The sequence below is a fragment of the Clostridium sp. Marseille-Q2269 genome (assembly GCF_943736985.1).
Classification (GTDB): domain Bacteria; phylum Bacillota; class Clostridia; order Clostridiales; family Clostridiaceae; genus Clostridium_F.
On the sequence record NZ_CALSFS010000003.1, the window covers coordinates 1 to 13,418 of the forward strand.

Sequence of the window (13,418 nt, forward strand, 5' to 3'; positions counted from 1 at the left end):
AATATACATGCTATATGCTGGCATGGCTCAATTGGCAGAGCAGCTGACTTGTAATCAGCAGGTTGTAGGTTCGATTCCTATTGCCAGCTCCAGTCAAAGAACTATATGCTTTCAAAGGTGATTGTATATAGTTTTTATTATTTATTATACATATAAAATAAAGTAGCTAGAAATCTAGCTACTTTATTTGTTTTGTATATTTTTTTGAATTCTGATATCATCACAATAAAATTTACATAATGTAAAGCTACCAAGAAGTCTGGAAGATATTCTCTCAGAGTAATTTTTTAGAATCATCTCTATGCTGTAGTTTGATGATACTATCATTTTTTTCCTTATGAGTAGTTTTTTGTTTATGAAGTTGAATAATTCTACTTTTGAAAATTCGTTTATAGATTCTGTACCTAAATCATCTATTATAAGTAAATCACAATTTATAAGAATATCTTCTAAGTGTTTATTATTAGTAAATCTAATAGTTTTTAAATTTTGTATTAGTTCATCAGCAGTACGGTAAACCACAAAATGGCCTCTATCTAATAATTCCTTAGCAACACAATTAGATAGGAATGTTTTCCCTGTACCAGGGGTACCAATAAACATAAAGTTCTCATCTGTACTATTAAAGGTTTCTATAAAATGCCACATTTTATTTAATATTTTTTCTATATTTTTTTTTGGTGTATCAGAATGAAAATCCGTTTTTTCATTGGTGAAATATTCAAAATTAAAATTGCTAAAATTATTTGTATTAAGTATATGTTTTAAATCTGAATCTTTATAATATAATTTTATTAGTTTTTGCTTATAACAGGAACATTTTTTATTATTAACATAACCTGTATCTTTACATTTATTACAGTGATAATTAATTTCTAAAAAATTCATGTCATAATCGTTACTAACTAGAAGTTCAGATTTCTTTATTCTTAAATCTGTTATTTTATTTTTTATAATATGAATATATTGTTCTGATTTATCAGGATTTTTTAATATATTTATAGACATTTCTATAGAAAGTTTAGCTATTTCTTCTTCGATTTTTATTACTTCAGGTAATCTTTTTTCTATTTCTTTTCTTCTATTTTTTAAAGCTAAGGATTCTTCTTCTCTAATCTTTTCATATTCTTTTAGGATTTCTGATTTATAACCCTTAATCATTGTTATCCCATCCTAATAATTTTTTTTCTAATTCTTTAAAATCATAATTTCTTTGTTCGAAATCATTAAATTTATCTTTTTTAACAGGAGGACTATAGGTTTTATTATCTTTTTTGTATGTTTTTTTACTGTTATCTTTTAATGTAACATCATCTAATGTTTTTAAACCCTCTTTATGCCAACTATTTAATATTCCATCAATATATCTAAAGTCACCTTTATTTATTCTTTGAAAGCAGATATCACAGGCTTTAAAGATCACATCTAAAGGGAAGCTATATATATTGATCCATTTGTCTAGAATTTCTTCTTGAGGTTTCATTATTTCTCCATCTTTTGCTCCTAAATAATTTAGTATTTTTCTTATTTTAACCCATTTATCTTCATGTTTTTTTATATACATTTGGGCATCATCTATAGTTTGTATTTTAGCATCAAACCAGCCTAAAGCTATTTTTTCTATGTATCGCCAGTCAGTTTTTCCTTTAGAGACACAATATTGAATTAATAATAATATTATTTCAGGAGAAAAATTATAATCTTTTATCCATTCTATATATACAGTCATTTCTTTAGAGGATAAAGGTCTAGACAAAAGTTTTTCTATATCTTGAAGCATATCTTTTACAGAGTTATTATTTAATTCTTCTAGCAAATTTATGTTATCTTGAGAGATTGGACTATCTTCTAAAGTTAAAAATTCTATATTATAATTGCCCATATTATCTATAGGTTGTATTTTTATTACCCCTTCATCGTTCCAGAAGTTCCAAGCATTCATTACGTCAGTTTGTAATAAATGTAATGTACTAGCTATTATCTCAGAGCTTACACCTATTTCCCCTGACATACAATATTTTAGCCCTAGAAGATATACTTTTACGAATTCTCCTCGGGCTTTCGGCATAAATTTATCTATGAAAATGTTACTTACAGGAGTATAGTTCCAATTGCTATTCTTAAATACAAAAGTACTCAAAGGTGTATCACCTACCTTTTGATTATTATTCACATTAATTAATTATATCAAACTATAAATATTATTACAATGATAGGTGTATTCCAAGCTAATTATGGAAATAATATTTATAGTTATAAAACATAATAATTAGGGAATACTAAAGTCTATATTTTATAAAAATTAAAAAGGGTGATATTTTGAGTAAGAGTATATGGAAGAGATTTATTTTACTATTTTCTATAGGGGTTACCTTTTTCATAATGGCCTATGGTTATATTCATACTAGACCTAACGCCTATGAGGTAGTAATAAATAATAAGCCTGTAGCCTATGTAAAAAATAAACAAGATTTTAATAAAATATATAAGGAAGTAAAAAATAATACAAAAGAAAGATTTAAATTAAACATAAACAATAATATAGATTTTAAGAATATAAGAGTAAATGGAGATATATTTACAAGTAATGATTTTATAAAAAAATCTATATTAGAAAACTCAAATATAAAAGTAAAAGCTTTTAAAATAAAATTAGGAGATGAATTTATAGGAACTTTATTAACTAAAAAAGAATTGCAAGATTTAAATAAATTAATAATTAAAAAATATTCCATAAATATTATAGATGATATAAAAATAAAAGAGGAAATGTTAAAAGTTCAAGATGTAAATACTCCAGATGATCTTATAAAAAATATATCTCAGTCCCAAAATTTAAAGAATTTTATGAATAGTAAAAGGCTTTCAAGAGGCGTTTCAGGTGAAACAATGATCTTAAAAATGCCAGCCAATGGATGTATAACATCTAAATTTGGTAAAAGATGGGGTAGATTCCATAAAGGAATAGATATAGGAGCTGCTAGTGGTACCGCTATTTATTCCAGCTTAGATGGTAAAGTTATATACTCTGGATGGCAAGAAGGATATGGGAAGGTTATAAAGATAAAACATAATTCTGAACTTACTACTATATATGCACATTGTAGCAAGTTAAATGTTGAAATTGATAAATATGTTAAAAAAGGAGAAAAGATAGGGGAAGTAGGTAGTACAGGAAGAAGTACAGGTCCTCATCTACACTTTGAAGTAAGAAAAAATAATGAACCCTGTAATCCAGCAATATATGTAAAATAATAATGAAAAAATATCGCTAAGATTGACAGTGATATTTTTTTATTATATACTTTGACTATCAAAATATTTGACTATCAAAAAAGTGAGGAGAAGAATAAATGGGGTTTGAACCTTTAAAGATAGGAAATTTAATTTCTAATATACCCATAATTCAAGGTGGTATGGGTGTAGGTGTATCAGGATACAATTTAGCAGCTGCAGTAGCAAATAACGGAGCTATAGGAGTAATATCTGCGGCTCAAATAGGATATAGAGAATGGGACTTTAGAACAAATACTAAAGAAGCTAATATGAGAGCATTAAGAATGGAAATAAGAAAAGCAAGAGAATTATCTCCTGATGGAATTCTTGGTGTAAATATAATGGTGGCTATGAATAATTATGAAGAATTAGTTAATATTTGTTTAGAAGAAAAAATAGATATAATAATTTCTGGAGCTGGATTACCATTAAAATTACCAAAGTACACAAAAGATAGCCATATTAAAATAGCCCCTATAGTTTCTTCAAGAAAAGCTGCAACTATAATAATAAAACAATGGATAAAAAAATATGACAAATTACCTGATCTAATAATTGTAGAAGGACCATTAGCAGGTGGTCATCTTGGATTTAAGTATGATGACTTAAGTGGTGAAAAGGTTAATTTAGAAGATATTTTAAAGGATGTTTTAGAGGAAGTAAAAATTTATGAGAATGAATTTAGTATTGATATACCTGTAGTAGCAGCAGGAGGAATATATGATAAAGATGATATAAAAAATTTTATAGATTTGGGAGCTAGTGGTGTGCAAATGGCCACAAGATTTATAGCCACAGAAGAGTGTGATGCACACATTAATTTTAAAAAAGCTTTTGTTGATTGTAAAAAAGAAGATATAAAAATAATTAAAAGCCCTGTAGGATTGCCAGGAAGAGCTATGAAAAATAGTTTTGTAGATAAAGTATGTAATGGAAGAATAAATCCAGAGTTTTGCTTTAATTGCTTAAAAAGTTGTAACCCTAAAGAAACTCCTTATTGTATATCTAAAGCATTGATAGAATCAGTAAAAGGAAATTTAGAAGAGGGATTAATATTTACAGGAAGTAATGGATATAAAATAGATAAAATTACTACCGTAAAAGATTTAATAAGAGAGTTGACAGAAAATATATAAGAAGAGAAGTGGTGATTTTTTGAGTAAATCAATAAATGTTTTAAATTCACTTTTAGTAGATACATTTAATGATATATTAACCATTGAACAGCAAGCATTACAATCTGGTTTATTTAAAGATATATCTGTTACAGAGATACACACCATTGAGGCAATCGGTATGTATGAATCTAAAAGTATGTCACAGGTAGCTATGGATTTAGGAATAACTGTAGGAACTTTAACTACTGCAGCAAATAATCTTGCTAAAAAAGAGTATGTAACAAGAAAAAGATGTGAAGAAGATAGAAGAATTGTTCAAATTAAATTAACTAAAAAAGGTAAACTGGCATATAGAATTCATGATAAATTTCATAGTGATATGATTAGGGCTACCATAGAAGGATTAACAAAAGAAGAGGAAACAGTACTTATAAAATCCTTGGATAAACTAAATAATTTTTTCAAGGAAAAATATGCTTTGAAAAAATATATTAATAAGGGAGAAAAATAATGAGTAATATTAGCATTATTGGAACTGGAAGTTATGTACCTAATAATATTATTACTAATGATTTTTTATCAACTATAGTAGATACCAGTGATGAATGGATAAAAAGTAGAACGGGTATATCCGAGAGAAGAATCTCTAAAGGAGAAACTACTATTTATATGGCCACAGAATCTGCAAAGGAATCTATAAAAAATGCCAATATAAATGTTGAAGATTTAGATTTAATAATAGTTGCTACATTAACTCCAGATAATTTTATGCCATCTACGGCTTGCAGTGTTCAAAAAGAGATAGGAGCTATAAATGCCTTATGCTTTGATATATCAGCAGCTTGTTCAGGCTTTATATATGGTCTTGAAATTGCTTGCTCTATGTTAAAAAGTAGTTCTAGAAGTAAAGCTTTAGTAATAGGGGCCGAAAATTTATCTAAAATAGTTGACTGGGAAGATAGAAATACTTGTGTACTATTTGGAGATGGAGCAGGTGCCGCTGTATTAAGTAAAACTAAAGAAGAAGGAATATTAGACTTTCATTCTGGATCAAATGGATTAAAAGGCGAACATCTTACTTGTGGAGCTTTAGAAGTAAATAATATTCTTAGTAAAGATAATGAATTTATAAATAATAAATTTATAAAGATGAATGGTAAGGAAATATTTAGATTTGCAGTAGGGGCAATGAGTGAAACTATTTGTAATATACAAGAAAAGACTAAATGGGATTTAAGTGAAATTAAGTATATTATATCCCATCAAGCTAATTCTAGAATAATAGAGTATACTGCTAAAAAACTTAATACAAGTAGAGATAAGTTTTATATGAATTTAGATAAATATGGCAACACATCTGCAGCTAGTATACCTATAGCTTTAGATGAGGCTAATAAAAAAGGCTTACTAAATAAGGAAGATAAAATTATTTTAGTAGGATTTGGTGGTGGCTTAACATTTGGTGGAGTGGCCATTTCATGGAGTGTCTAATTTAAAAATAAAATAAATATAAATTTAGGAGGAACAATAATTATGGTATTTGAAAAAGTTAAAGAAATTATAGTAGAACAATTAGATTTAGATGAGGGTGAAGTTAAATTAGAAACATCATTTGAAGATTTAGGAGTAGATTCTCTTGATTTATTTCAGATAATAATAGAAATAGAAGAAGCCTTCGATATACAAGTAGAAGAAGCAGAAAAAATAAGAACTGTAGAAGAAGCAGTAAAATATGTTGAAAGTAAAATAGAAAAATAAAAAAGAATAAAAAAGAGGACCATCTATGATGGTCCATAAAATTAAAAAGCCATTTAGATATATAACATAAATATTTAGTAATAAACTACAGATTTAAAATTTCTAGGGAGGATTTAAAACTATGAAAGAATCCATATTTTCTCGTATGGTTGGAATAAAATATCCTATTATTCAAGGTGGAATGGCGTGGATTGCTGATAGCTCATTAGCCGCAGCAGTTTCTAATGCAGGAGGCCTTGGAATAATAACAGGAAATGCACCAGTTGAATGGGTTAGACAGGAAATAAGAAAGGCAAAAGAATTAACAGATAAGCCTTTTGGTGTAAATATAATGCTTTTAGCAGAGACAGCTGATGAAATAGCTCAAATGGTTTGTGACGAAGGAGTAAAAGTGGTTACTACAGGAGCTGGTAATCCAGGTAAGTATATAAAGAAATGGAAAGAACATGGCATAACAGTTATACCTGTAGTTCCATCTATAGCTTTGGCTAAGAGAATGGAAAAGGCTGGAGTAGATGCTATAATAGCAGAAGGTTGCGAATCTGGTGGACATGTAGGTGAACTAACAACAATGGCTTTAATACCACAGATAGTAGATGCTGTAAATATACCTGTTATAGCAGCAGGAGGAATCGGAGACGGAAGAGGTATAGCAGCTAGTTTTATGTTAGGAGCAGATGCTGTTCAAGTAGGTACTAGATTTTTAGTAGCAAAAGAATGTACTGTGCATCAAAATTATAAAGATAAGGTTATAAAAGCTAAAGAAATAGATACACAAGTTACAGGTAGGGCAACAGGTCATCCAGTTAGAATTATAAGAAATAAGTTATCAAGAAAATTTCAAATACTAGAAAAAGAAGGTGCACCAGTAGAAAAGCTTGAAGAACTAGGCAGGGGAGCATTAAGCAAGGCTGCAAAAGATGGAGATGTTGATAATGGCTCTGTTATGGCAGGTCAAATTGCAGGACTTATAAATAAAGAACAAACTTGTGATGAAATTATAAATGAAATGTTTAATGAAGCCTATAAACTTTTAGGTTACAAATAATATTTATTTTGGAGGATATTATGTCAAAAATAGCTTTCATATTCTCAGGTCAAGGAGCTCAATATGTAGGTATGGGTAAAGAGCTATACGAAACTATTCCTGAATGTAGAGAAATATTTAATATAGCAGAACAAGTATTACAAATACCATTAACTAAAATATGTTTTGAAGGTCCAAAGGAAGAAATAGATAAGACAGAGAATACTCAACCCGCAATATTAACTCTTAGCATGGCTGCAATGGTAGCTTTAGAAAAGCATGGTATAAAACCACATATTACAGCAGGTTTAAGTTTAGGCGAGTATTCAGCTTTGGTTTGCAGTAAGGTTATAGATTTTGAAAAGGCAGTTTATTTGGTAAGAAAAAGAGGACAATATATGGAAAATGCTGTACCTAATGGTGTTGGTACTATGGCAGCTATAATAGGACTTAAAAGAGAAGTTGTTAAGGAAATTTGTGAAAGTGTAAAAGATATAGGAATAGTTCAAATAGCAAATATTAATTGCCCAGGACAGATTGTTATTTCCGGGGAAATAACAGCAGTAGAAAAGGCTTGTGACATAGCAAAAGAAAAAAGAGCACTAAAGTGTGTAAAACTTAGTGTTAGTGGGCCATTTCATAGCATTATGTTAAAGGAAGCTGGAGAAAAATTGTATGAAGAGTTACAGAAGGTAGAACTTAAATCTATAGAAGTTCCATTTATAACAAATGTTACAGGAGATTTTGTAACAGATACAAATAAAATAAAAGATTTACTTAAAAAGCAGGTTATGAGTACTGTACTTTGGGAAGATTCTATAAAAACAATGATAGATTTTGGAGTAGATACTTTTATAGAAATAGGTCCTTCAAAAGTTTTATCAGGTTTTGTTAAGAAAATAAATAGAAAAGTAAATATATTAAATGTAGAAGATATGGATTCACTTAATAAAACAATAGAAACATTAAAAACAATAAATAGTTAGGAGAGTTAGGTAATAATATGAAATGTTTACAGGGTAAAACTGCAATAGTAACAGGAGCTAGTAGAGGTATAGGAAGAGCAATAGCTAAAAAATTAGCATCTATGGGTGCTAATTTAGTACTAAATTATAGAAAAAGTGCTGATGAAATAGATACTCTAATAGAAGAAATTAAAGAATATGAAGTACAAACTTTAGTTGTCCAAGGGGATGTAAGTTCTTTTGAAGATTGTAAAAAAATAGCTGATGAAGCAAAAGAGAAATTTGGTAGTATAGATGTACTTATAAACAATGCAGGAATAACAAAAGATGCTTTAATATTAAGAATGACGGAAGAAGATTTTGATAAAGTAATTAGTGTTAATTTAAAAGGTGTATACAATTGTAGCAAACATATAGCCCCTATTATGCTTAAACAAAGATCTGGAAAAATAATAAATATTTCATCTGTAGTTGGAGTTGCTGGAAATGCAGGACAATGTAATTATGCAGCAGCTAAAGCGGGTGTAATAGGTATAACCAAAACATTAGCTAAAGAACTTGGCAGTAGAGGAATAACTGTAAATGCAGTGGCCCCAGGCTATATAAAAACAGATATGACAGATGCATTATCAGAAAAAGTAAAAAAATCTATAGAAGATGTACTTCCACTTAAAACATTAGGAACGCCAGAAGATGTGGCAGAAGCAGTAGGATTTTTAGCTTCAGATAAAGCTTCATATATAACAGGGCAAGTATTACATGTAGATGGTGGAATGATTATTTAGTAAAAAGAGGTGAATAATATGAATAAAAGAGTAGTTATAACTGGAATGGGTGCTATTACACCTATAGGAAATAGCCTTGAAGAATTTTGGAATAGCATAAAAGAAGAAAAAGTAGGAATAGATAATATAACATCTTTTAATACAGAGGATTATAAAGTTAAGTTAGCAGCAGAGGTTAAAGATTTTGCTCCAGAAAAATATATGGATAAAAAGGAAGCAAGAAGATTAGATAGATTCTGTCAATTTGCTATAGCAGCAGCACAGCAAGCTGTTGATAGTAGTAAGTTAGATCTAGATAAAATAAACAAAGAAAGATTCGGTGTCATAGTAGGATCTGGTATTGGTGGATTATCTACTATAGAAAAAGAAGAACAAAAATTATTAGAAAAAGGGCCTAATAGAGTAAGTCCATTATTTATACCAACAATAATAAGTAATATGGCAGCTGGAAATATAGCTATTAGATTTGGTGCTAAGGCTATATGTAATACAGTAGTTACAGCTTGTGCCACAGGAACTAACTGTGTAGGAGAAGCTTTTAGAGTTATAAAACATGGAGAAGCTGATATAATGATTGCTGGGGGTACAGAAGCATCAATTACTCCTATAGCTATAGCTGGATTTACAACTCTTACAGCTTTGAGCAAAAGTACAGATCCTAACAGAGCATCTATACCTTTTGATAAAGAAAGAGATGGATTTGTTATGGGTGAGGGTTCAGGAATATTAATATTAGAATCATTAGACCATGCACTAGATAGAGGAGCTAAAATTTATGGAGAAGTTGTTGGATATGGAGCTACTTGCGATGCTTATCATATGACATCTCCAGCACCAGGTGGAGAAGGCGCTGCAAGGGCAATGGAACTTGCTATAAAAGAAGCAGGTATAAATAAAGAGGAAGTATCTTATATAAATGCTCATGGAACTAGTACTCAATATAATGATAAATTTGAAACAGAAGCTATTAAAAGAGTATTTGAAGATTATTCATGCAATATACCCGTAAGTTCTACAAAATCTATGATAGGACATTTATTAGGGGCAGCTGGAGCGGTTGAAGCTATAATATGTGCAAAATCTTTGGAAGAAGGATATATACCAGCTACAGTAGGATACAAGTTTAAAGATGAAGAATGCGATTTAGACTACGTAACCTCTGGTGGAAGAAATAAAACAATAAACTATGCTATGTCTAATTCTTTAGGTTTTGGAGGACATAATGCAGTAATATTATTAAAAAAATGGGGTGAATAGAAATGGACTTTAAAGGGATTGAAAGTTTAATAAAAGCTATGAGTGATTCTAATCTATATTCTATGGATATAGAATATAATGGTATATTTATAAGAATGCAAAAGGAAAGTAAAAAAATTTATAAACAAGAAATTTCGCCTGAAGAATGTGAAAAAGAAGATAAAGTTGTTATAATAGAAGAAAAAAAATTAGATTTACCCAAAGATGAGAAAAAGATAGAAGTATTTACTGAAGAGAATATTATAGAAATAGTATCCCCTATAGTAGGAACTTTTTATGGATCACCAGGAGCAGGAAAAGAATCTTATGTAAAAGTAGGAGATAAGGTTAAAAAGGGAGATATAGTTTGTATAGTTGAAGCTATGAAAGTTATGAATGAAATAGAATCTGAAGTAGATGGAGAAGTAGTAGCTGTATTACCACAGGATGGAGATATGGTTCAATACGGAGAAGCTTTATTTAAGATAAAGCCACTATAATAATAAAGGAGAAGTTTTCATGGAAAAATTCTTAGACATAAATGAAATAAAAAAGATTATTCCACATAGATACCCATTTTTATTAGTAGATAAAATAACTGAATTAGAAGAAGGAAAAAGTGCAGTTGGATATAAAAATGTTACAGCTAATGAATATTTTTTCAATGGACATTTTCCTGAAGAACCAGTAATGCCTGGAGTTTTAATTATAGAGGCCCTAGCACAGGTTGGAGCTGTGGCTATTTTAAGCAAAGAAGAATTTAAAGGTAAAATAGCTTATTTTGGAGGAATAAATAAGGCTAAGTTTAGAAAAAAAGTAATACCTGGAGATGTTTTGAAACTTAGTATAGAGCTTACTAAAATAAAAGGTGTTGCAGGAGTAGGTAAAGCTGTAGCAACTGTAGATGGTAAGGTGGCAGCAGAAGCAGAATTATTATTTGTAATAGGAAACTAAATTTATGAAAATAGAGAGGGAGAAGATAGCAGTGTTTAAAAAAATACTTGTGGCTAATAGAGGTGAGATTGCTGTTAGAACAATTAGAGCCTGTAGAGAAATGGGAATAGAGACCGTAGCTATATATTCAGAAGCGGATAAAGATGCACTTCATGTTCAATTAGCAGATGAGGCAGTTTGCATAGGACCTCCATCTTCAAAGGATAGTTATTTAAATATGTATAATATAATAAGTGCTACTGTATTAACAGGATCACAGGCTATCCATCCTGGTTTTGGGTTCCTATCTGAGAATAGTAAATTTGCCAATATGTGTAAAGAGTGTAATATAGTTTTTATAGGACCAGATAGTGATACTATAGATAAAATGGGGAATAAATCCAACGCTAGAGAGATAATGATAAAGGCAGGAGTACCTGTTGTACCAGGTTCCGATGGAGTAATACATAATGAAGAGGAAGCCTTAGATATAGCAGAAAAAATAGGATATCCTGTAGTAGTTAAAGCTTCAGCCGGCGGTGGTGGTCGTGGAATAAGAATAGTTCATTCAAAAGACAATATGGTAAAAGCATTTAATACTGCTAAGTCTGAAGCAAAAGGTGCCTTTGGTGATGATAGTATGTATGTGGAAAAATTCATAACAAATCCAAGACATATAGAATTTCAGATATTAGGAGATAACTATGGCAATATAGTTCATTTAGGTGAAAGAGATTGCTCACTTCAAAGAAGAAATCAAAAGGTTTTAGAAGAGGCTCCATCTCCAAGAATGACTGAAGAATTAAGAAAGGAAATGGGGGAAGTTGCAGTAAGAGCAGCAAAGGCTGTAGGATATAAGAATGCAGGAACTATAGAATTTTTATTAGATGAAGATGGTAGTTTTTATTTTATGGAAATGAATACAAGAATACAAGTGGAACATCCAATAACAGAAATGGTAACAGGAATAGATATTTTAAAAGAACAAATAAAGATAGCTTATGGAAAAAAATTAAAGGTAAAACAGAAAGATATAAAAATAAAGGGTCATGCTATAGAATGTAGAATAAATGCAGAAGATTATAAAAATGGATTCAGACCTTGCCCAGGAAAGATAGAGAATTTATACACCCCAGGAGGTTTAGGTGTAAGATTAGATAGTTCAGTATATTCAGGATATACAATACCTCCATACTATGACTCTATGATAGGTAAGCTTATAGCTTATGGAAGAGATAGAGAAGAAACTATACAAATTATGAAAAGAGCATTAGGAGAATTTATTATAGAAGGTGTAAATACTAATATAGATTTTCAATTTCTTATATTAGAGGATGAAAACTTTATAAATGGAGAATACACTACAAAATATATAGAAAAAATGCTAACTGATAATTAGTATAGTCAGGGGGACGTATATGTTAAAAAATTTATTTAGAAAAACTCAATATATAACGGTAAAACCAAAGAATACACAAGAACATAAAAGAGAAAATACTCCTACTATTCCAGATGGAATGTGGGTTAAATGTAATAAATGTGGAGAAATACTATATCAAAATGATTTAGACAAGAATTATATGGTTTGTAATTTATGTGGAAATCATTTTAGAATAGGTGCTAAAGAGAGAATAAAATATTTATTTGATCAAGATACTTTTAAAGAATGGGATTTACAAATTAAAACAGAGAATCCTTTAGAATTTGAAGGCTATGATAGTAAAATACAAAATATGAAAGAAAAAACAGATTTAAATGAAGCTGTAACTACAGGAAAAGGTAAAATAGCTGGTATGGAAGCTGTAGTATGTATAATGGATGGTAGGTTCATGATGGGAAGCATGGGTTCTGTTGTAGGAGAAAAGATAACTAGAGCCATAGAAAGAGCTATAGAATTAAGATTACCAGTTATAATATTTACTGTATCTGGTGGAGCCAGAATGCAAGAAGGCATATTTTCTTTAATGCAGATGGCTAAAATTAGTTCTGCATTAGCAAAATTAGATGAAGAAGGATTATTATATATATGTGTGTTGACAGATCCAACAACAGGAGGGGTTACAGCTAGTTTTGCTATGCTTGGTGATATAATACTTGCTGAGCCTGATGCTTTGATAGGATTTGCAGGTAAGAGAGTAATAGAACAAACCATAAATGAAAAGTTGCCGGATGATTTTCAAAAATCAGAATTCTTATTAGAACATGGTTTTATTGATAAAATAGTTCCAAGATCTGATTTAAGAAAGGTTTTATCCAAACTTATTAATATGCATCAGAGTTCTTTTTAAGATTATATATCAATATTAGCTTTTAATTTAGA

At 29.7% G+C, this 13,418-nt stretch carries 15 protein-coding genes and 1 tRNA gene; 14 read left to right on the forward strand and 2 right to left on the reverse strand.

Translation table 11 applies throughout. The features are described from left to right. Positions 1–16: 16 nt before the first annotated feature. Positions 17–92 (forward strand) — tRNA-Thr (locus tag NGI68_RS06005). Positions 93–183: 91 nt separating this feature from the next. Here the strand turns inward: NGI68_RS06005 and NGI68_RS06010 are convergent. Both NGI68_RS06010 and NGI68_RS06015 read right to left on the reverse strand, forming a co-directional pair. Then, positions 184–1,161 (reverse strand): ATP-binding protein, encoded by a 978-nt coding sequence (locus tag NGI68_RS06010; RefSeq protein ID WP_251860597.1) that lies wholly within the window; start codon positions 1,159–1,161, stop codon positions 184–186. Continuing rightward, positions 1,154–2,140 (reverse strand): DnaD domain protein, encoded by a 987-nt coding sequence (locus tag NGI68_RS06015; RefSeq protein WP_251860598.1) that lies wholly within the window; start codon positions 2,138–2,140, stop codon positions 1,154–1,156. The genes NGI68_RS06010 and NGI68_RS06015 overlap by 8 nt, the downstream gene beginning before the upstream one ends. Positions 2,141–2,319: 179 nt before the next feature. Here NGI68_RS06015 and NGI68_RS06020 point away from each other — a divergent pair, with 179 nt between their 5' ends. From NGI68_RS06020 to accD, 13 genes are all read left to right on the forward strand, one after another. Further along, entirely contained in the window at positions 2,320–3,255 is a 936-nt protein-coding gene (locus NGI68_RS06020; RefSeq protein ID WP_251860599.1) for a M23 family metallopeptidase, read from the forward strand. Between the two features lie 98 nt (positions 3,256–3,353). Next, on the forward strand, positions 3,354–4,412 hold the full coding sequence (locus tag NGI68_RS06025) for an NAD(P)H-dependent flavin oxidoreductase (protein ID WP_251860600.1): 1,059 nt from the start codon (positions 3,354–3,356) through the stop codon (positions 4,410–4,412). Between the two features lie 19 nt (positions 4,413–4,431). Next, positions 4,432–4,905, forward strand: a complete 474-nt coding sequence (locus NGI68_RS06030) for a MarR family winged helix-turn-helix transcriptional regulator (RefSeq protein ID WP_251860601.1) — start codon at positions 4,432–4,434, stop codon at positions 4,903–4,905. Beyond that, positions 4,905–5,885: a beta-ketoacyl-ACP synthase III gene (locus NGI68_RS06035; protein WP_251860602.1), complete on the forward strand. Its 981-nt coding sequence runs from the start codon at positions 4,905–4,907 to the stop codon at positions 5,883–5,885. The genes NGI68_RS06030 and NGI68_RS06035 overlap by 1 nt, the downstream gene beginning before the upstream one ends. A gap of 42 nt (positions 5,886–5,927) precedes the next feature. Then, entirely contained in the window at positions 5,928–6,152 is a 225-nt protein-coding gene (acpP, locus tag NGI68_RS06040; protein ID WP_251860603.1) for an acyl carrier protein, read from the forward strand. Positions 6,153–6,273: 121 nt separating this feature from the next. Then, positions 6,274–7,200 carry an enoyl-[acyl-carrier-protein] reductase FabK gene (gene fabK / locus NGI68_RS06045; RefSeq protein WP_251860604.1) on the forward strand — a complete coding sequence of 309 codons (927 nt, stop codon included), beginning with the start codon at positions 6,274–6,276 and terminating at the stop codon, positions 7,198–7,200. 20 nt (positions 7,201–7,220) lie between these two features. Further along, entirely contained in the window at positions 7,221–8,165 is a 945-nt protein-coding gene (fabD, locus tag NGI68_RS06050) for an ACP S-malonyltransferase (RefSeq protein WP_251860605.1), read from the forward strand. A gap of 17 nt (positions 8,166–8,182) precedes the next feature. After that, entirely contained in the window at positions 8,183–8,929 is a 747-nt protein-coding gene (gene fabG / locus NGI68_RS06055) for a 3-oxoacyl-[acyl-carrier-protein] reductase (protein WP_251860606.1), read from the forward strand. Positions 8,930–8,947: 18 nt separating this feature from the next. Continuing rightward, complete coding sequence (gene fabF / locus NGI68_RS06060; RefSeq protein WP_251860607.1) at positions 8,948–10,186, forward strand: beta-ketoacyl-ACP synthase II; 1,239 nt, start codon at positions 8,948–8,950, stop codon at positions 10,184–10,186. Positions 10,187–10,188: 2 nt separating this feature from the next. Continuing rightward, the gene (gene accB, locus NGI68_RS06065) at positions 10,189–10,665 is read left to right on the forward strand and encodes an acetyl-CoA carboxylase biotin carboxyl carrier protein (RefSeq protein WP_251860608.1); all 477 of its coding nucleotides are present in this window, start codon (positions 10,189–10,191) and stop codon (positions 10,663–10,665) included. A 19-nt stretch (positions 10,666–10,684) separates the two neighbouring features. Next, complete coding sequence (fabZ, locus tag NGI68_RS06070) at positions 10,685–11,119, forward strand: 3-hydroxyacyl-ACP dehydratase FabZ (RefSeq protein ID WP_251860609.1); 435 nt, start codon at positions 10,685–10,687, stop codon at positions 11,117–11,119. A gap of 31 nt (positions 11,120–11,150) precedes the next feature. Next, positions 11,151–12,497, forward strand: a complete 1,347-nt coding sequence (locus NGI68_RS06075; RefSeq protein WP_251860827.1) for an acetyl-CoA carboxylase biotin carboxylase subunit — start codon at positions 11,151–11,153, stop codon at positions 12,495–12,497. A gap of 19 nt (positions 12,498–12,516) precedes the next feature. Then, positions 12,517–13,386, forward strand: a complete 870-nt coding sequence (accD, locus tag NGI68_RS06080) for an acetyl-CoA carboxylase, carboxyltransferase subunit beta (protein WP_251860610.1) — start codon at positions 12,517–12,519, stop codon at positions 13,384–13,386. Positions 13,387–13,418: the final 32 nt, after the last annotated feature.

Coding starts and splice junctions, on each gene's coding strand:
- fabZ (WP_251860609.1), top strand. CDS start 10,685: ATGGAAAAATTCTTAGACATAAATGAAATAAAAAAGATTATTCCACAT.
- fabG (WP_251860606.1), top strand. CDS start 8,183: ATGAAATGTTTACAGGGTAAAACTGCAATAGTAACAGGAGCTAGTAGA.
- fabD (WP_251860605.1), top strand. CDS start 7,221: ATGTCAAAAATAGCTTTCATATTCTCAGGTCAAGGAGCTCAATATGTA.
- accD (WP_251860610.1), top strand. CDS start 12,517: ATGTTAAAAAATTTATTTAGAAAAACTCAATATATAACGGTAAAACCA.
- fabK (WP_251860604.1), top strand. CDS start 6,274: ATGAAAGAATCCATATTTTCTCGTATGGTTGGAATAAAATATCCTATT.
- fabF (WP_251860607.1), top strand. CDS start 8,948: ATGAATAAAAGAGTAGTTATAACTGGAATGGGTGCTATTACACCTATA.
- accB (WP_251860608.1), top strand. CDS start 10,189: ATGGACTTTAAAGGGATTGAAAGTTTAATAAAAGCTATGAGTGATTCT.
- acpP (WP_251860603.1), top strand. CDS start 5,928: ATGGTATTTGAAAAAGTTAAAGAAATTATAGTAGAACAATTAGATTTA.
- NGI68_RS06035 (WP_251860602.1), top strand. CDS start 4,905: ATGAGTAATATTAGCATTATTGGAACTGGAAGTTATGTACCTAATAAT.
- NGI68_RS06010 (WP_251860597.1), bottom strand. CDS start 1,161: ATGATTAAGGGTTATAAATCAGAAATCCTAAAAGAATATGAAAAGATT.
- NGI68_RS06025 (WP_251860600.1), top strand. CDS start 3,354: ATGGGGTTTGAACCTTTAAAGATAGGAAATTTAATTTCTAATATACCC.